The sequence below is a fragment of the Candidatus Benthicola sp. genome (assembly GCF_058719085.1).
On the sequence record NZ_JBZQEK010000058.1, the window covers coordinates 45,126 to 62,223 of the forward strand.

The following is a 17,098-nucleotide window of genomic DNA, read 5'->3' on the forward strand; positions in this document are numbered from 1 at the left end:
GGTGGCCCTTTACCCTTCGGACTTGATGAGGGACTCGTACATCTGCTCCGGCTTCTCGCCGTGCGGCGGTTCGTACTCGTTCGAATGCTTCACCATGAGATTCGTCGATTCGAACACGCCATCGCGAGTGTACCGACCCTCGACCACCACACCGATGCCTTCCTTGAACATGGCGGGGGGCGCACCCGTGCTACGGACCGGCACCTCACCGACGCTGTCCGCGACCACGAACTGCAGGTTGAGCGCCTCCGCATCCCAGATCAGCGAGCCGGCCTTCACCTGTCCACCGAGGCGCAGCGGCTGATCGACGATCTCGCTCCCCCGCTCGGCCAGCTCGGCCCGCAGCTCGCTCGGCGTCAGGAAGTAGACGACGTTGCTGCTCAGTCCCCCGGCGATCAGGAGCGCGATCCCACCGACGATCGCGAGCACACCGAGCCCTGCCCATATCTTCTTGGACTTGTTCATGTGACGGATTGTCCCTTGCCTGTAGTGGTCCCGGCTTCAGTCCCCGGGGCCCGCAACCTCGAACGAATGGACGGCGCGCGCTGTCGTCCGTCCCCTTGAATCCAGCCTGTACGCGTACCAGAGGAGCGCGCCCCATGTGAGTCCGTAGCCCACGACCACGAAGCCACGGTTCTCCATTTGCACCTGGCCCGTGTACACCCACAGCAGGATCAGGGCCAGCACGTACAGCACGGTGACGACGCTCCACTTACGCATTGTACGCCATTCTCTTCTCGAGTTCCCCTTCGAGCTTCGCGAGACGCACCCGTCGCACCATCAGATAGGCGTAGACGACCGTGAACGCCGCCAGATTGAGCATCAACGTCCACAGGATGTCCGGCGCCACGCTCCTCGGACTCGACGGCGGCTGGTGCAGGGTGCGCCACCAGGTGACCGACATGTAGACGATCGGAACGTTGGCGAAGCCGATCACCCCCACGATGGCGGACCATCGCGCCCGTCGATCCTCCTCGTCGGCGAAGCTGCGCAGCGCCAGGTAGCCCACGTAGATGGCGAGCAGTATCGCGGTGGTCGTGAGCCTGGGGTCCCAGGTCCAGTACACGCCCCACGTGGGCTTGCCCCACATCATGCCCAGCAGGAGCGTCACGACCGTGAACACCACACCGATCTCCGCGGAACTGGCCGCGACGCGATCCCACCTCGGGTCTCTCTGGATGAGGTAGAGCACGCTCATCACGAACACGATGAAGAAGGCGAGGAACGCCAGCCACGCCGCCGGGACGTGCACGTACATGAGTCGCTGAACGTTGCCCTGGGCTGCGTCCGCGGGAACGACCACCAGCCCCACGTAGCTTCCTGCCAGCATGGAGACCAGCGCCAGCGACCCGAGTATTCTCTCGACTTTCGTCTGTGGACCCACTTCACTCCTCCAGAGCGATCGGGAAGATCCAGATGCAGAGTACGAAGAAGATGATGTCAAACGCTCCCAACACCCGAAGCCATACCACCGCCTCGCCCATCAGATCCCCCTCGAGGATGAGGGTCGTGGCGTTGACCGCGCCGAGAAGGACGGGGACGAGGGCGGGGAACACGAGCAGGGGGAGCAGTACTTCTCGCGCTCTCAGGTTGACGGTGAGGGCCGAGTAAAAGGTGCCGACCGTCGAGAAGCCGAGGGTGCCGAGGAGCGCCACCGTGGCGAGCCCCCCCGCGTACGGCCACAGGTTGACCTGGAACAGGACCCCGACCGCCGGAAACAGGATGGCTTCCACCAGAAGCAGCAGGACGATGTTGCCGAGCAGCTTGCCCAGGTAGATCGCGCGCACGTCTCCGGGATACGCCCTCAGGCCTTCCAGTCCCCCGCTCGTCTCCTCGTTCTGGTAGGTCCGGCTGAGCGATAGAAGGCCCGTGAACGCGATGCCCACCCACAGCAGTCCGCCGGCCACCTCCCGAAGGAGGTCGGTGTCCGCCCCCAGCGCGAAGCTGAAGATGAAGAGGATCAGGAAGGCGAAGAAGACCATCGCGTTGAAGCTCTGCTTCGTCCTGGCCTCGATCAGGAGGTCCTTCCAGACGATCGCCCAGGCCCGGCGCAGGACCGACATCAGGTCGCCTCCGGGGCGCCGGCCGGCCCGCCCACCGACAGGTGACGGCTCAGGGGCTCCGACTCGGGAAGGATCTCCAGGTGTCCCCGCCGCAGGATGCCGGTCTTCTCGGCCTCCCGAACGGCCTCACCGTCCTGGTGAGATGCGAGAAGCACGGTGGTGCCGCGCGCCTTGAATTCGCTGACCACCTCGTCGACGAGCCGCATGCCCTGGGCGTCGAGGCCGGAGTACGGCTCGTCCAGGAGGGCGACCTCGATCGGCCTGACCAGCAACTGTCCCAGGGCCAGGCGCTTGCGCATCCCCGTCGAAAACGTGCGCATCCGGTTGTCCGCCACTTCGTCGAGGCCGATGCGCTCGAGCACGCCCGCGATCCGCGTACGGTCCGGCTTCAGACCGGCCATTCGCATGGTGAAGTGCAGGTTCTCGGCCGCCGACAGATCGTCGTACAGGAATCCGCGAACCGTCAGCAGGCCGGTTCGTCGACGGACCTCGTCCGGATCGCTCATCACCGAATGACCCGCCACCCGGCCGTCCCCACCGGACGGGCGCAACAGCGTGGCGACGAGCTTCAGGAGGGTGGTCTTGCCCGCTCCGTTCGGCCCCACGAGGCACAGGGTCGTTCCGGCCTCCACGCGCACGCTCGCGTCGCGTAGAGCCCACTTCCATCCGAACCGCTTGGAAAGCCCTTCCAGCTCGACGGCGATTCGGACTTCACGATCTATCGGTATGGTCGCCTCCTCCGGCAGGTCCCTGGATGACCTGTCCGGGGGTGTGAGGGGGGCGGGCCGGTCCACACAGGAGAGCCCGGATCCCCGACTCCATGACTCTATGTCAGTTCCCGGTGCCCTCTTCCGAGTCTCCTGCCCCCAGCCGCCGCGCCAGGTTGTTCTCGAACTGGGACACGTATTGCCACGCCGGGTGCACGCCCGGGATCGGCCGCATGAGAGACCATTGCACGGGCTCCGTCGGATTGGAGAGAGGATTGTACAGCGCCTCCAGATAGAGGAGCGTCCCACCTCTCTCGGGCTCCGCCCACAACAGGAGCTTGATGTACTTCTCCGGCTCGGTGAGGTTGCCGAACGTCGCGGACTCCACGACGCGCGGGACGTAGATCCAGTCGGACTCCATCCTCGCCACGTTGGTGGAGTCATCGGCCGACCGGGAGAACCATCGCGGCTGGATGCCGTCGTTCCGAAGAACCTCCCACGCCTTCTGGATGACCGTGTCCGGCGGGGCCGCGATGCGCATGATCGTCGCGTTCCTCGAGGGCCCGCGACTCATGCCCTGACTTCCCGATCCGGACGCACAGGCGGCCAGGAGCCCGGCGAGCATGCCGGTCGCGAGCCACACCTTCGTTCGGGAACCCAGCATTTGACCTCCTCACCCTCGATGTGCCGGATGCTCGATCCGGCTTGGCACGAGCACTTGGTTATGCGGCCTGAGGGCCGCCAACGCAAGCTTCACGGCCCCCGCCCGGTCCTTCTGGAACCGGGCCCGAGGGGGCGATATGTTCGGCTCCGTTCGGAGCGACGGTGGTACGGAAGCACTCGGATGGATTGGAGGAACCGTGGACCTGGGCGACACCGCGAAGCTGGAGCAGGCGGGCGACGGCAAGATCATGCTCCTGGTTCTGGACGGCCTCGGAGGGCTTCCGCTGGAGACCGGCGGACCGACCGAGCTGGAGGCGGCCCGCACCCCGAACATGGACGAGCTCTTCCGCGCGGGCGGTGGCGGTCTCCACGTGCCGGTGGCGGAAGGAGTGACGCCTGGAAGCGGGCCCGGCCACCTGTCCCTGTTCGGCTATGACCCCCTCCGGTACCAGGTGGGACGGGGGGCGCTCTCGGCTCTCGGTATCGAATTTCCCCTGCAGCCGGGGGATGTGGCGGTCCGCGGAAACCTCTGCACGGTCGATGGGCAGGGCAGGGTGATCGACCGTCGTGCCGGTCGCATCTCCACCGAAGAGGCGCTCCCGATCCTCGAGCGCCTGGACGGAATCCGCGTGCCGGGCGCGCAGACGTTCGTGCGGTCCGTAAAGGAGCACAGATTCCTCCTGGTCCTCCGACTGGACGAAGCGACCGGAGCCGATGTCGGGGACACCGACCCGGGACGGACGGGTGCGGCGCCTCTCCAGGCGACGGCCGCGTCCCCGGGTTCCGAGCCCGCCGCCCGAGCGACCCGGGAGTGGCTCGACCGAACCCGGGAGACCCTGGCCGGGGAGTCGAAGGCGAACATGGCACTCCTGCGCGGCTTTGCCACGCTCCCGGACTGGCCGCGCTTTCCCGAGGTCTTCGGCGTCCGCCCGATCGCCATCGCCGCCTATCCGATGTACCGGGGCGTCGCCCGCCTGGTCGGCATGGATGCGGTTGCCATCGAGGATGACCTGTCCGCGCTCGAACCGGCCCTCCGGGAGGCTTTCGCCGACCACGACTTCTTCTTCCTGCACGTGAAGGGCACGGACAAGGCGGGAGAGGACGGTGACTTTCGGCGCAAGGTGGACATCATCGAGCAGGTCGACGAGATTCTGCCCGCCCTGCGGAAGGTGGGCGTGGACGTCACCTTGATCACGGGCGATCATTCCACGCCGGCGCTCATGAAAAGTCACAGCTGGCACCCCGTACCGTTTCTGCTGCATGGGGGACCTTCGCGCGGACACCCGGGCGAGGAGGGTGTCGGCTTCGGAGAGGCCGGATGCGCCCGCGGCTCCCTCGGGCGGATACGCGGGTGCGATCTGATGCGCCTCGCCATGGCGAGGGCGGGCCGGCTGGCGAAGTTCGGGGCGTGAGGGCCCCGGGCCCGAAAACGAACACGGCCCGTCCCCCGGGATGCGGCCTCGAGAGGAGAGACGATGCGGTGTCCGAAGTGCGGTAGCGAGGAAAGCGGGAAGTTCTGCTCGCAGTGCGGGGCCGGGCTCGGAACGAAGACCCGGGCGGGCACGTGTTCGAAGTGTGGCTCCGCTCTCGAGTCCGAAGCCCTGTTCTGCGCCGAGTGCGGGGAGCCGACGGGCTACCGTCCGGCGAAGGGGAAGGCCGCCTATCTTCCCTGGGTCCTCTCCGCATTCGCCCTCGTGGCGTTCGCCGTCGCCCTGACCCTGTTCATACAGAGCCAGACCGCCACACGGGTGGGCGACATGCCGCTGAGCGGGGCTCTCCCGGAAGCGGAGCGCGTCGCTCCCGACGGGAGTCCGATCGCCGGGGCGGGCCCGGGCGCCGTGGACCTCGGCTCCATGACGCCCCGCCAGGCGGCCGACCGGCTGTTCGATCGGGTCATGCGTGAGGACGAGGCGGGCAACGAGGCGCAGGCTCAGCAGTTCGCCACCATGGCCATCCAGGCCTACGGGATGCTGCCGCCGGAGGAGATCGACGAGGACGCGCGCTTTCACCTGGGACTGCTCGAACTCGTGCTCGGCGATGCCGACGGCGCCGACCGGGAGGCCGATCTCATCCTGTCCCTGGACGACGGTCACCTGCTGGCCCTCTCGCTGAAGGCGAGGGTCGCCGAGGCGCGGGGAGATGAGACCGCGCTCCTGGAGGCGTACGGGCGGTTCCTCGATGCCCTGCCCGCCGGCCTCGTGTCGGATCGTCCGGAGTATCGCATGCACGATGGCATGCTGGAGGCCGAAGCCGTTCGGGCCAGGGAGGTCACCGGCCGGAACTGAGGCCGGAGGGTCGTCCGGTCGCTCAGGGGTCGATGCGAGCTCGACGCAGGCGGTTCGCGTTGCTGACGACCGTGATGGAGCTGAGCGCCATGGCGGCCTCGGCGAGGATCGGGTGCAGCAGCCCGAGGATCGCCACCGGTATCGCGATCGTGTTGTAGAAGTAGGCCCAGAAGAGGTTCTGGCGGATCTTCCGGAAGGTGGCCCGGGAGAGCAGGACGGCCCGAACGACCGCGCCGAGGTCTCCGCGGACCAGGGTCATGTCGGCGGCCTCGATCGCGATGTCGGTCCCCGTACCGATCGCGATTCCGACGTCCGCCTGCTTCAGCGAAGGCGCATCGTTGATGCCGTCTCCCACCATGGCCGTCACGTGGCCCGCCGCCTGGAGCTCCCGTATCGCCTCGACCTTTCCGTCCGGAAGAAGGCCGGCGCGGACGTCGTCGATTCCCACCTCGTCGGCCACGGCCCGTGCCGTGCGCTCGTTGTCCCCCGTGAGCATCAGGGTGCGGAAACCGAGCGACGACAGTTCCGAGATGGCCCGCCGGCTGTCCTCCTTGACGCGATCCGCGACCGCGACGAGCCCGAGCAGACGTTCACCGCGCGCCACGAGCATCACCGTTCGGCCTCTGGCCTCGAGGTCCGCGGCACTCTGCTGCAGGGCCGCGGTCTCCACGCCGCTCCGCCGCATCAGGCGTTCGCTTCCTACCCGCACCGTCTGCCCGTCCACCTTCCCCGTCACGCCCATTCCCGTGATGGCTTCGAACCCGACGACCTCCGCCGGCGAAAGGCCCCGTTCCCGGGCCGCCGCGACCACGGCGCGGGCGAGCGGGTGCTCCGAGGCGTGCTCCACCGAAGCCGCCAGCCTCAGAACCTCTGCCGGCTCTGATTCCCCGGCGGGCAGGACTTCCGTGAGAGACGGCTCTCCCCGGGTCACGGTACCCGTCTTGTCGAACACGATCACGTCCGCGCCCTCGAGCGTCTGAATCGCGGCACCGTCACGGATCAGCACCCCGTTCTCGGCACCCAGACCGGTGCCGACCATCAGCGCCGTGGGGGTGGCGAGACCGAGAGCACACGGACAGGCGATCACGAGCACCGCGAGGGCGGCAAACAGGGCAAGCGAGACGCGTCCCAGATCCGGCTGCACCCACGGGATCAGGGCTGCGGCGTGCTCCACGATCGAGTGGAAGAAATCCGGGAAGACGAGCCAGCCGATCAGGGTGCCGGCCGATACGGCCAGGACGACGGGAACGAATACCGCGGTGACGCGGTCCGCGAATTCCTGGATCGGCACCTTGCTGCCCTGAGCCTGCTCGACCATCCGGACCACACCGGCGAGAAAGGTGTTCTCTCCGACACCGGTCGCCCTCACGCGAAGAAGGCCCTGGCGGTTCACGGTCGACCCGATCACCGGATCCCCCGCCCGCTTGTCCACGGGCATGGACTCCCCCGTGGCGAGGGATTCGTCCACGGCACTGCTTCCCGACTCCACCACGCCGTCGGTGGGGATCTTCTCTCCTGGTCTCACCACCATGAGATCTCCCACGACCACGGATGAGATCGGGACCTCGACTTCCTGTCCGTCTCGCAGGACCCTCGCGGTTCTCGCCTCCAGGGAGAGGAGCTTCTGGATCGCGGCCGAAGTCCTTCCGCGGGCCTTCGTCTCGACGTACCTGCCGGTGAGATGAATCGCCATGATCATCGCACCGACACCCGCGTAGTTCATGATCTCGGGACCGGCGCCGAACTGGTGTGGGAGGGCGGCGAATCCGGTCAGAACGGCGGCTCCGCTCCCGAGCGCGATCAGGCTGTCCATGTTCGGGTTCCGACGCAGGAGCGCCCGGGCCCCGGATCCCAGCGTCTCGCGGCCCGGCCCGATGAGCACGGGCAGCGCCAGGACCACCAGACCGAGGTGGAAGATCGTCGCACCCGGCCACGGCCCGCCGAAGAACATCTCCGGAATCATCCACGCCATGATCGGGAGGGTGAGAGCCCATGCGGTGACCATGCGGCGCTTCGCCGTCCGAACACGCTCGGCGTCCCGCCTCAGACGCTCGCGTTCCCTCTCGGCCCGGTCCCCGCCCGGGTCGGGGGCCACGAGGGAGTATCCGGCGTCGACCACGACGGCCTCGAGGGTCTCGAAGCCGATCCCCTCCCGGAGGAAGCGGACGGTGGCGGTCTCGGCGGGGAGGCTGACCGACGCCTCGACTCCCTCCAGGCGATTGAGCGCCCGCTCCACCGCTGCGCTGCACGCGCCGCAGTGCATGCCTTCGACCGCGAAAGTCTCCACGCGCGCACCCTGCCGGCCCGCGCGCTCCTCGGAAGTGTGCGTGTCTTGCATGTTGGTGCCTTGCCTCGATCCCCGATCCGACCCGGGCCGACGGTCGTGCGGCCGCCATTACGGCCCTCTTCTCAGTGTACCCGAGCGGGTTCCACCCGGACACCCTCGGCGTTAGACTCAAGCCATGTTCAAGAAGCTGAGGGAAGCGATCGAATCGGCTCTGGATGCCCTCGAGGGCAAGTCCGGCGATTTCTCGAGCGCCGATGTCGACCGGCTCCTGGAGGGCATGCGAAAGGAGCTGATCGACAACAAGGCTCGCCTTCCCGTGCTGGAGGCGGACCTGGAGAAGCTCCGCAAGGCGCACGCGGTCGAGTCCCGGAAGGCCGAGGACTGTCATCGGCGGGCGCTTCAGGCTCAGAACATCGGGGACGATGAGACCGTCGAGGTGGCGCTCCGTTTCGAAGCGAAGCATCGCGTGGCGATCGACGTCTGGGAACAGAAGATCGAGGCGGCCGAAGCCGAGCTGGCGATGCAGCGTCAGATGGTGGCCGAGCAGACCGAGCAGTTGAAGGAAGCCCGGGCCCGAAAGGACGTCATCGGGATCCAGGCCCGTCGCGCCGGAACCACGGGGCGCATGAGGGGCGGAAGCGGGTCGAGCGTGGACGAGTTCGATCGCCTCGTCGATGAGATCGAACGGGAGGACGACCTCGGCGAGGCGTCGCGAGCGATCGAGGACGAGCTGGGAGGCCGGAGTCCGGACGACGCTTTCGATGAGCCGCGTGGCCTGTCCCGCGAAGAGCTGGCGGAGCTCCAGCTCGAGGAGCTGAAGAGGCGGATGCAGGAAGACGGCTGACGCAGTACCCCGGTCGAGCGCGCTCGGCTCAGGCCTGCAGGCTGCGCGTGAGCCGGTCGATCTGTTCTTCCTTTCCCATCACGATCAGCACGTCGCCCGCCCCGATTCGATATTCGGGACCCGGGTTGTACACCCAGGCCCCGTCTCTGCCGCCCGCCTCTCCATCCACGTGTCGCGCGGCGATGACGATGAGCCCCGTCCGGCTCGGAATCCTGGCCTCCGCGAGGGTCTGTTCGGCGAACGGGGATCCCTCCGGAACGTGCACCTCCTCGAGGCGCAGATCGAGCTCCTGGCTCCGCGTCGCCACGTCCAGGAAACTGACCACCTGGGGCTGCAGGAGCATCGCGGCCATCCTCATTCCGCCGGTGAGGTTGGGGCTCACGACGTGATCCGCCCCGGCCACGTACAGCTTCTGGAGCGTCTGTTCGTTGTAGGCCCGGGCCACGATGGTGAGGCCCGGCTGCAGATCGCGGGCGCTCAGGCACACGAAGAGGTTGTCCGTGTCCGCGCTCAGGCAGGTCACGAGACCGGCGGCGTTCCCGATCCTCGCTTCCACGAGGGCCTCGTCCCGGGTCGCGTCGGCCACCAGGACCAGCACCTCCTCGAACTGACTGCGGAGCGCCTCCGCTCGCTCCGCATCCTTCTCGATGACCACGTAGGGCTTACCCGCGGCCTCGAGCTCGCGAGCGACCTGCCTCCCGGTTCGTCCGGCCCCGCATACGATGTAGTGGTCCTTGAGCGTCTCGATCTTCTTCATGGTGCGCCGGGTCAGAAAGACGTGAGCGAGGTCCATCTCCACGATGGCGGACGTGACGAGTGCGAACCAGACGCCGAGCAGCGTGAGTCCGCCCAGGATGAGGAAGGCGGCGAACACGCGACCGCCCGTCCCGAGCTCGTGTACCTCTTCGTAGCCCACGGCGGACAGCGTGATCACCGTCATGTAGAACGCGTCGGACAGGTCGTACTCGGGAAGGGCGAGGAACCCCAGCGTCCCGATCGTGATCAGGGTCGTGGCGCCGACCGACATCCAGGCGAGACGTCGACGGAACCTCCTCACGCGGGGCCCTCCGGCATGTCGTACGGGAACATGGTCGGCAATATAGGGTCGGCTGACCGGTCCCGTCAGTCGGCCCGCCGTGCCGCTTCCGGAGGCGGCAACGGGGGTTGCTCCGTGACGGCTCGGTGCGGACGTTGCCCGTCATCGAGCCGACCGGCGGCCGCAGGCGCGGGGTCTCATCCGAACCGGAGTGGTGGAATGAACCGAACGGAGCTCACCAGGGCGCTGGCCCGGTCGAGCGGCCTCTCGCAGGCCGATGCGGAGCGGGCGGTCAGGGCGCTGTTCGACCCACGGCGAGGCGTGATCGCCCGGGCGCTTCGAAGACGTCGCACGGTCAGGATCACGGGCTTCGGGAGCTTCGAACCGCGTCGGCGGGCGGCCCGGCTCGGCCGTGACCCCCGCACGGGGGAACCGATCCGGATCGCGGCCCGCACATCGATCGCTTTCCGACCGGGCAAGCCACTGCGCGAGACGCTCGGCTGACGATCCCGGTCGTCCGGATCGATCAGCGCCCTCGATCGCGCTTGACGACCACCTCGCGGCCCCGGATCGCCGTGCCGTTCAACTTCTCGATCACCCGGTCGACGACCTGCGAATCGATCTCGACGAGGGAGAAACTCCCCTTGATGTCGATCTTGCCGATCTGGCCGCCCGGAATGCCGGTCTCTCCCGTGATGGCTCCGACCAGGTCGCCCGCCCGAACCGAATCCCGGTTGCCGGCCCCGATGAAGATCCTGGACCAGGCCGAACGCGTGCCCCGATGGGCGCGATCCTCCTCGCCGGACCCGCTTCGCCCGGCGGCTCCGGTCCGCGACCCGCCACGATCTTCTCCGCGCCTCGAGGCTGCCTCGACGTCCGCCCACGGTCTCGGCTCGGACGATCCGTCACGCATCCGGCGATAGAGATCGGAGAGCGCGGCCGCCACTCGGGTCGTCCCGAACTCCCGGACGAGAGGATCGATCACGAGGAACTCCGCGTCCATCCCTCCCTTCTCGATGCGGGCCCGCACGAGAGCTCGATAGCGGTCCAGAGGGCTGAGCTCGGCGCCGGGGTAGGGACCCGGCAGGAATCGCAGATCACAACCGGCGCGGCCCGCGAGCAACTCCAGCTGGGCGGAATGGGAGGGCTCGACGACGGCGATCGCCGGGGCGTCCGAGTCCTGCGTGACCAGAGAGGCGAGAGACCACGGAAGTCCGTACCATGCGCGCGCGCTTCCGGATCGTCGACCCTCCGGCGAACGGGTGGCCGCCAGGTCCCAGCCCTCCGGCGCTTCATCCAGCTTCCAGCCAGCGCTCTCGAGCGCTGCGCCCGCCATCGGGATGTCCGGGGCCATGCGGCACCGGACGGTCACCGCGGCGTGCTCGTCCAACGCGTGCACCAGGGCCGCGAGACTCTCCTTCGGTGCCGCGCCGAGGCCGACCTCCAGCCGAGCCGGATACCCTCCTGCGACCGGGTCCGGAGCGAGAGGGTCATCGTCGAGCGAAGTCTCCGGCCAACGTCGTCCCCTCGGGAGCTGGCGTTTCACGAGTTCACGGAAGGTGTCGTCGACCCGGCGGGTCACCGCCACCCGTCTCGCGTCCGTGCTCAGCGTGTCGAGGATGGGCTCGACGGACGTCCACTCGTCCATGTCCTCGAGGTCGGCCACGCCGTCCAGGATCAGCAGCGTCAATCCTGCGAGTCCGAGCCGGCCGAGTCGGACCTCGGGCAGCAGGAGCGACGGACGCCCCACCAGGCACTCCCCGGGGGCGCCGGCCGGGTCGAGGCTGCCATCCGTCCTCAAAGGCGCGACGCACGTCCGCAGGCCCAGAGGCCCCAGCCCGCGCTGCACGGACAGGGCTACTTCCTCGGCACGATCCCGCGAGGCCGTCAAGATCAGCGCCTGGAGGCCTCCCTCCGGCGCGCACGTCTCGCCGACGGCGAGAGCGTACACGGACTCGATGCCGGATCCCCGCGAAGCCACCAGGGCGAGGTGATGCCCGCGCTGGATCGGGGTAGCGGACGCCTCCAGGACCTCCGGTACCTCGCGAAGGCCCATCCGGTCGGCGAACTCGGTCAAGATGTTGAGATCTGACATATCGTGTCACACTCGCTGTGCGTGTGGCTGGGGGCCGGTTGACGCGGCGACCGGCGGCTCTCTAGTCTACCGGCCGCTCATCGAGTCCACATCCTCGTCGATCGGAGCGACATTGGTCAGCTTCACAGGCTCGCCTTCCCTTCTCCCGCAAGCCCTGGACGCCGGACTTCTGGGGCGGGTGACGGCCGTGCGAGACGCGGTGTGGGGCATGCCGCTCATCGTCCTTCTCGTGGGGACCGGGCTATATCTAACGCTCCTGCTCCGCGGGCTGCAATTCCGAGAGCTCTCGCACTCCCTGTACCTCGCCTTCTTCCGGCGCACGGAAGAAGGGGCGGACGGCGACATCTCGCATTTCCAGGCCCTGATGACGGCACTCGCGGCCACCGTGGGAACGGGCAACATCGTGGGAGTGGCCACGGCCATCTCGGCCGGTGGTCCCGGGGCGCTGTTCTGGATGTGGATCACCGGGCTCGTCGGCATGGCCACGAAGTACTCGGAGGCCGTGCTCGGTGTTCGCTTCCGGGAGACGGACGCGCGCGGCGAGAAGTCCGGCGGACCGATGTACTATCTGGAGAATGGTATCCGCTGGGGGCGTCTGGGCCGGGTGCTGGCGCTCACCTTCGCCCTCTTCGCCACCATCGCCGCGTTCGGGATCGGAAACGGGGTGCAGTCCCACTCCGTGGCCGAGGCCGTGAGCAATGCCACCGGCTTCTCGAGGCTCGGCGTGGGTGTGGCGACCGCGTTTCTCGTGGCGCTCGTGATCCTGGGCGGCGTTCGTTCGATCGGCCGATTCACGGGCGTGTTCGTACCGATGATGATCTTGCTGTATCTGGGGGCGGCCGGCCTGGTACTGTGGCTCAACCTCGACCGGGTGCCCGGGGCGTTCGGCCTGGTGTTCGAACACGCGTTCAGCGGTCAGGCCGCGGCGGGCGGAGCAGCCGGCTACACCATCGGACAGGCGATCCGCAACGGCGTGGCGCGGGGAGTGTTCTCCAACGAGTCGGGCCTGGGCACCGGGGCGATCGCCGCGGCCGCGGCGCGGACCCGCGAGCCCGTGCGCCAGGCGCTGATCTCGATGACCCAGACGTTCATCGATACGATCGTCGTATGCACGTTCACCGGGATCGCCATCCTGTCGACGGGCGCCTGGGAGGCGGGGCTGGATGGGGCGAGCCTGACGCAGCACGCGTTCAGCACCAGCCTGCCCGGGGCGTGGGGGCACAACCTGGTCGCCCTGTGCCTGAGCTTCTTCGCCTTCAGCACGATCCTCGGGTGGTCGTACTACGGGGAGCGAAACCTCCAGTACCTGGTCGGACCGCGGGCCGTAGTGCCCTACCGGCTTCTCTTCGTGGTCGTGACGGCGGTCGCCGCGGTCGCGAAGCTCGATCTCGTGTGGAGGATCTCCGACGTGATGAACGGACTGATGGCGCTCCCGAACCTGATCGGCCTCCTGCTCCTGTCCGGGTTGGTCCTGCGGGAGACGCGCTCGTACTTCAGTCGCTTCGGGAAGAACTCCGCTCGACCCTGAGGACGAAACCGGGCCGGGGTGGCCGGCCCGGCCCGCGAAGCGCGGACCGCCTGCTCAGCCCTGGAATGGCCGGTAGTGACCGAGGTCGTAGGCGCGGATCGACAGGATGTCCCGGGACCGGAACCCGATCTGCTCCAGGCTCTGCGATTCGTCCCCGACCTTGCGCTCGGCGTATTCGACGAAGTAGTCGGCCGGGTCATCGCCGTCGCGGAGCAACATGGCTCGAAGCCCGAGCTGCTTGGCGGTCGCGACCGGCGTTTCCGGCGACAGTTCCGCCACGTGTTCCAGCCAGCGATCCGGCATGATGAGCCGGACGGTGACCCTGTCGGCGGACCGGGTCGAACCTTCTCCGTGGCCCGACGGTGCTTCGCTCATACGTGCTCCAGCGTGTACAGGAACCGCTTGGTGACGTCCGTGACATCGAGACCGACGACCCGGTCGGTTTCCGCTCGAACGTTCGTGTGTCCGTGCGCACGGTCCGTCCGGATCGTGGCCCTGCCGATATCGCCTTCGAAACGGATCGAGACGTCCGTCTCCTCTGCCACCCTCAGGCGGGTATGAGCCGAGAAGAACTCCTTCGCCCGTCGGACGACTTCCTCGGGCGGAACGTGGGTCATGACGACGTATCGCATCTAAAATTGACTCGCAGGTGAATGGACCGGCTAACCGCAGGCGCGTCATTCGCGCCGATCCGCGCGTCAACTTCGGACGGACCTGCGGTTCCGTCAACCTCTGCCGGCCCCCGCCGCCCGCCCGCTTGCAAGGTGGCCTCGACCGCCGGATCTTGGCCGCGACAGACGCGTCCTCCGAACCGGCGGGCGTAGAGACCTCTCGGATGCAGAGAGACCGATGAACTCCCATCAATTCGGCCGATTCTTCCTTCCCGGACCGACCGAAGTGCGCCCCGAAGTGCTGGCCGCGATGGTACGTCCGGTGATCGGACACCGCGGCTCGGCCATGGAACAGCTGCTCTCGGGCATGGCGCCCGGACTCGGGGCCCTCTTCCGAACCGAGCGTCCCGTCTACGTGTCCACCTCGTCGGCGACCGGCTTCATGGAAGCGGCGATCACCGGCCTGAGTCGGCGGAGGATCCTGTGCCTGGTGGGCGGCGCCTTCGGTCAGCGGTTCTACAAGATCGCGGAACGGACCGGACGTCCAGCCGACAGCCTCCAGGTGGAGTGGGGCTCTCCCCACACGCCGGAGCTCGTGCGAGGGATTCTCGAGTCGAGGCCCGGCGATTACGATCTCGTGACCGTGGTTCACTCGGAGACCTCCACCGGCGTTCTGAATCCGATCGCCGAGATCGCGGCCGTGATCCGGGAACACGAAGGCGTCCTGATCGCGGTCGACGGAGTGACGTCCGTCGGTGGTGCGCGGGCGGAGTTCGATGAGTGGGGACTGGATTTCCTCCTGACGGGCTCACAGAAGGCTCTGGCCCTTCCTCCCGGGCTCGCGCTGGCGGCCGCGTCGGAGCGGGCGATCACCCGGGCACGGGAGGTCCCCGCGCGGAGCTACTACTTCGACATCCTCGAGTTCGAGCGACGGGCGCAGGAGTTCCAGACCACGAACACGCCCGCCGTGAACCTGTTCTACGCGCTCGATGCGCAGCTCGACCGAATCGCCGCGGAGGGACTCGAAGCACGCTGGGCCCGTCATCTCGACATGGCTGTCCGGACGTGGGACTGGGTCGCCGACCTGTCCCGGAGGACCGGAGCCGACTTCTCGGTTCTCGCTCCGGAAGGATATCGTTCCCCTACCGTGACGGCCGTCACCCTGCCGGAGGGACTGTCGGGGCCCCACATCGTGGCGGCGATGCGAGAGCGAGGGTACACGCTCGCGCCCGGCTACGGAAAGCTGAAGGCATCCACGATCCGGATCGGTCACATGGGAGACCATACGCCGGAGGAGCTCGAGGAACTGCTGGGGCAGCTCGGACCGGTGATCGAGGCGGAGATCGGAGCCCCTGCATGAAGGACGTGCCGACCGTCGTGCTGGCCGATCGGCTGGCATCCGAGGGTGTCTCGGTCCTGAAGCAGGACGGTCTTCTGTCGGTGCGGGACTGCTCTTCCGAGGGCCGCGAGGCGCTCGAGCAAGCGCTCGCTGGTGCGGCCGCGCTGATCGTCCGCAGCGGCACCCGGGCGGATGCCCGTCTCATCGAAGCGGGTCCCGAGCTTCGGGTGATCGGCCGCGCGGGGGTCGGGCTCGACAACATCGACGTGGATGCGGCGACGCGCCGGGGCATAGCGGTCATGAACGCTCCCTCCGGCAACACCGTCTCCACGGCCGAGCTGGCCTTCGCTCTTCTCCTGGCGGCTGCGCGCCGAATCCCTGCCGCGGATCGATCGGTCCGTTCCGGAAGCTGGGAGCGGGGCACGTTCCGCGGCGGGCAGCTGTCGGGTAAGACGCTGGGCGTCGTCGGGGCGGGGCGCATCGGGGCAGCCGTGGCCGAGCGCGCCCGTGCCTTCGGCATGAAGGTGCTCGTGGCGGATCCCTATCTGACCGAGGAGAGGGCTCGCGATCTCTACGTCGAGCGACTGGATCTCGACGATCTGCTGCCGCGAGTGGACTATCTGACGCTCCACGTGCCGCTCACCCGGGAAACCGAGGGTCTCATGAGCGCGGATCGCCTCGCGCGGCTTCCCTCGCACGCGGTGCTGGTGAACGCGGCTCGTGGCGGCATCGTGGACGAGGGGGCGCTTGCCGACGCCCTCGTGTCCGGTCGGCTCGGCGGAGCGGCCCTCGACGTGTATGAGTCGGAGCCGCTTCCGGAGGATCACCCGCTTCGCGATGCGCCCAATCTGGTTCTGACGCCTCACCTCGGGGCCGCGACGCTCGACGCACAACGCGAGGTGGCGATCGAGATTGCCGGCTCCGTGCGCGCGGCCCTCCTCGAGGGCGATTTCAGCGCTGCGGTGAACATGCCCCCGTACGCACCGGGTGATCGCGACCGTCTGCGTCCGATCCTCGACCTCGCCGAGCGGCTCGGGCTGGTGCTGGGGGAGGTCCTCCCCGGAAGCGTGGACGAGGTTTCCGTCCGCTTCGGCGGTGAGGTGCAGCGCGGTCTCCGTTTGATCTCCTCTGCGGTGTTGATCGGGCTCTGGAAGGTCCGGCTCGACGCGGCCCCGAACCTGATCAATGCGCTCCCGCTGGCCCGCGAGCGAGGGATCTCCGTGTCCAGGGCGCGGGTCGGAGAGGTGACCGGCTACAGAGGAGTGCTCGAGGTGTCCGCGCGCTCCGGGGACGAGGTGCACGTGGTGCGCGGCGGCGTGGAGATGGATGGGGGTCTGCGGTTGCTGCGGGTCGACGGATACCTGGTGGAGGTCGAGCCGCGCGGCTACCTGCTGATCTTCCGGAACCGGGACGAGCCCGGGGTGCTCGGGGAGGTAGGCACCCGGCTCGGGGCCGCCGGCGTCAACATCGCCGAGTTCCACCAGGCCCGGGGATCGGCCGGCGGTGACTCCCTGGCCGTTCTGTCGCTGGACGAAAGGCCGGACCGCGAGTTGCTGGACGAGCTGCGGTCCATACCGGCCGTTCACTTCGCTCGCGGTGTGCGCCTCGACCGCTGAAGAGCGGCCTCGGAGATGGCCTGA

18 protein-coding genes are annotated in these 17,098 nt (G+C 68.2%); 7 read left to right on the top strand and 11 right to left on the bottom strand.

What is annotated here, in order from left to right; all coding sequences use genetic code 11:
- Positions 1-9: 9 nt before the first annotated feature.
- Genes AC36XV_RS04305 through AC36XV_RS04330 form a run of 6 tightly spaced genes read right to left on the bottom strand, consistent with a single transcriptional unit; the run spans position 10 to position 3,434 of the window.
- Positions 10-465: a cytochrome c maturation protein CcmE gene (locus tag AC36XV_RS04305; protein ID WP_492202445.1), complete on the bottom strand. Its 456-nt coding sequence runs from the start codon at positions 463-465 to the stop codon at positions 10-12.
- A 36-nt stretch (positions 466-501) separates the two neighbouring features.
- Complete coding sequence (locus AC36XV_RS04310; RefSeq protein ID WP_492202446.1) at positions 502-720, bottom strand: hypothetical protein; 219 nt, start codon at positions 718-720, stop codon at positions 502-504.
- Positions 713-1,384, bottom strand: coding sequence for a cytochrome c biogenesis protein CcsA (ccsA, locus tag AC36XV_RS04315; protein ID WP_492202447.1), 672 nt, complete (start codon positions 1,382-1,384; stop codon positions 713-715). The genes AC36XV_RS04310 and ccsA overlap by 8 nt, the downstream gene beginning before the upstream one ends.
- A gap of 1 nt (position 1,385) precedes the next feature.
- Positions 1,386-2,063: a heme exporter protein CcmB gene (locus AC36XV_RS04320; RefSeq protein ID WP_492202448.1), complete on the bottom strand. Its 678-nt coding sequence runs from the start codon at positions 2,061-2,063 to the stop codon at positions 1,386-1,388.
- A complete protein-coding gene (locus AC36XV_RS04325) occupies positions 2,063-2,857 on the bottom strand; it encodes an ABC transporter ATP-binding protein (protein WP_492202449.1) in 795 nt (264 codons plus the stop codon). The genes AC36XV_RS04320 and AC36XV_RS04325 overlap by 1 nt, the downstream gene beginning before the upstream one ends.
- 37 nt (positions 2,858-2,894) lie before the next feature.
- Positions 2,895-3,434 carry a hypothetical protein gene (locus AC36XV_RS04330; protein WP_492202450.1) on the bottom strand — a complete coding sequence of 180 codons (540 nt, stop codon included), beginning with the start codon at positions 3,432-3,434 and terminating at the stop codon, positions 2,895-2,897.
- Positions 3,435-3,630: 196 nt separating this feature from the next.
- Between AC36XV_RS04330 and AC36XV_RS04335 the strand changes: the two genes are divergently transcribed.
- A complete protein-coding gene (locus AC36XV_RS04335) occupies positions 3,631-4,845 on the top strand; it encodes a 2,3-bisphosphoglycerate-independent phosphoglycerate mutase (RefSeq protein WP_492202451.1) in 1,215 nt (404 codons plus the stop codon).
- A 63-nt stretch (positions 4,846-4,908) separates the two neighbouring features.
- Positions 4,909-5,718, top strand: coding sequence for a hypothetical protein (locus AC36XV_RS04340; RefSeq protein ID WP_492202452.1), 810 nt, complete (start codon positions 4,909-4,911; stop codon positions 5,716-5,718).
- Between the two features lie 22 nt (positions 5,719-5,740).
- Here AC36XV_RS04340 and AC36XV_RS04345 read toward each other — a convergent pair whose 3' ends face one another.
- Positions 5,741-8,056: a heavy metal translocating P-type ATPase gene (locus AC36XV_RS04345; protein WP_492202453.1), complete on the bottom strand. Its 2,316-nt coding sequence runs from the start codon at positions 8,054-8,056 to the stop codon at positions 5,741-5,743.
- Between the two features lie 124 nt (positions 8,057-8,180).
- Between AC36XV_RS04345 and AC36XV_RS04350 the strand changes: the two genes are divergently transcribed.
- Positions 8,181-8,849, top strand: coding sequence for a PspA/IM30 family protein (locus tag AC36XV_RS04350; RefSeq protein WP_492202454.1), 669 nt, complete (start codon positions 8,181-8,183; stop codon positions 8,847-8,849).
- Positions 8,850-8,877: 28 nt separating this feature from the next.
- Here the strand turns inward: AC36XV_RS04350 and AC36XV_RS04355 are convergent, their stop codons facing one another.
- On the bottom strand, positions 8,878-9,906 hold the full coding sequence (locus tag AC36XV_RS04355; protein ID WP_492202455.1) for a potassium channel family protein: 1,029 nt from the start codon (positions 9,904-9,906) through the stop codon (positions 8,878-8,880).
- Positions 9,907-10,104: 198 nt separating this feature from the next.
- Between AC36XV_RS04355 and AC36XV_RS04360 the strand changes: the two genes are divergently transcribed.
- Complete coding sequence (locus tag AC36XV_RS04360) at positions 10,105-10,389, top strand: HU family DNA-binding protein (protein WP_492202456.1); 285 nt, start codon at positions 10,105-10,107, stop codon at positions 10,387-10,389.
- 22 nt (positions 10,390-10,411) lie between these two features.
- Here the strand turns inward: AC36XV_RS04360 and AC36XV_RS04365 are convergent, their stop codons facing one another.
- Positions 10,412-11,980, bottom strand: a complete 1,569-nt coding sequence (locus tag AC36XV_RS04365) for a DbpA RNA binding domain-containing protein (protein ID WP_492202457.1) — start codon at positions 11,978-11,980, stop codon at positions 10,412-10,414.
- A 154-nt stretch (positions 11,981-12,134) separates the two neighbouring features.
- Between AC36XV_RS04365 and AC36XV_RS04370 the strand changes: the two genes are divergently transcribed.
- The gene (locus tag AC36XV_RS04370; RefSeq protein WP_492202523.1) at positions 12,135-13,508 is read left to right on the top strand and encodes an alanine/glycine:cation symporter family protein; all 1,374 of its coding nucleotides are present in this window, start codon (positions 12,135-12,137) and stop codon (positions 13,506-13,508) included.
- Positions 13,509-13,562: 54 nt separating this feature from the next.
- Here the strand turns inward: AC36XV_RS04370 and AC36XV_RS04375 are convergent, their stop codons facing one another.
- Positions 13,563-13,883: a hypothetical protein gene (locus AC36XV_RS04375; protein ID WP_492202458.1), complete on the bottom strand. Its 321-nt coding sequence runs from the start codon at positions 13,881-13,883 to the stop codon at positions 13,563-13,565.
- Complete coding sequence (locus AC36XV_RS04380; protein WP_492202459.1) at positions 13,880-14,140, bottom strand: hypothetical protein; 261 nt, start codon at positions 14,138-14,140, stop codon at positions 13,880-13,882. The genes AC36XV_RS04375 and AC36XV_RS04380 overlap by 4 nt, the downstream gene beginning before the upstream one ends.
- 217 nt (positions 14,141-14,357) lie before the next feature.
- On the opposite strand from AC36XV_RS04380, the gene AC36XV_RS04385 reads away from it, so the two are divergent.
- Positions 14,358-15,479: a pyridoxal-phosphate-dependent aminotransferase family protein gene (locus AC36XV_RS04385; protein WP_492202460.1), complete on the top strand. Its 1,122-nt coding sequence runs from the start codon at positions 14,358-14,360 to the stop codon at positions 15,477-15,479.
- The gene (gene serA / locus AC36XV_RS04390; RefSeq protein WP_492202461.1) at positions 15,476-17,074 is read left to right on the top strand and encodes a phosphoglycerate dehydrogenase; all 1,599 of its coding nucleotides are present in this window, start codon (positions 15,476-15,478) and stop codon (positions 17,072-17,074) included. Before AC36XV_RS04385 ends, serA begins: the two co-directional genes overlap by 4 nt.
- Positions 17,075-17,098 lie beyond the last annotated feature (24 nt).

Bases quoted from the DNA above. Each gene is read 5' to 3' on its own strand.
- AC36XV_RS04385 (WP_492202460.1), top strand. From the start codon at position 14,358: ATGAACTCCCATCAATTCGGCCGATTCTTCCTTCCCGGACCGACCGAA.
- AC36XV_RS04330 (WP_492202450.1), bottom strand. From the start codon at position 3,434: ATGCTGGGTTCCCGAACGAAGGTGTGGCTCGCGACCGGCATGCTCGCC.
- AC36XV_RS04305 (WP_492202445.1), bottom strand. From the start codon at position 465: ATGAACAAGTCCAAGAAGATATGGGCAGGGCTCGGTGTGCTCGCGATC.
- AC36XV_RS04360 (WP_492202456.1), top strand. From the start codon at position 10,105: ATGAACCGAACGGAGCTCACCAGGGCGCTGGCCCGGTCGAGCGGCCTC.
- AC36XV_RS04365 (WP_492202457.1), bottom strand. From the start codon at position 11,980: ATGTCAGATCTCAACATCTTGACCGAGTTCGCCGACCGGATGGGCCTT.
- AC36XV_RS04340 (WP_492202452.1), top strand. From the start codon at position 4,909: ATGCGGTGTCCGAAGTGCGGTAGCGAGGAAAGCGGGAAGTTCTGCTCG.
- AC36XV_RS04375 (WP_492202458.1), bottom strand. From the start codon at position 13,883: ATGAGCGAAGCACCGTCGGGCCACGGAGAAGGTTCGACCCGGTCCGCC.
- serA (WP_492202461.1), top strand. From the start codon at position 15,476: ATGAAGGACGTGCCGACCGTCGTGCTGGCCGATCGGCTGGCATCCGAG.
- AC36XV_RS04350 (WP_492202454.1), top strand. From the start codon at position 8,181: ATGTTCAAGAAGCTGAGGGAAGCGATCGAATCGGCTCTGGATGCCCTC.
- AC36XV_RS04320 (WP_492202448.1), bottom strand. From the start codon at position 2,063: ATGTCGGTCCTGCGCCGGGCCTGGGCGATCGTCTGGAAGGACCTCCTG.
- AC36XV_RS04310 (WP_492202446.1), bottom strand. From the start codon at position 720: ATGCGTAAGTGGAGCGTCGTCACCGTGCTGTACGTGCTGGCCCTGATC.
- AC36XV_RS04380 (WP_492202459.1), bottom strand. From the start codon at position 14,140: ATGCGATACGTCGTCATGACCCACGTTCCGCCCGAGGAAGTCGTCCGA.
- AC36XV_RS04345 (WP_492202453.1), bottom strand. From the start codon at position 8,056: ATGCAAGACACGCACACTTCCGAGGAGCGCGCGGGCCGGCAGGGTGCG.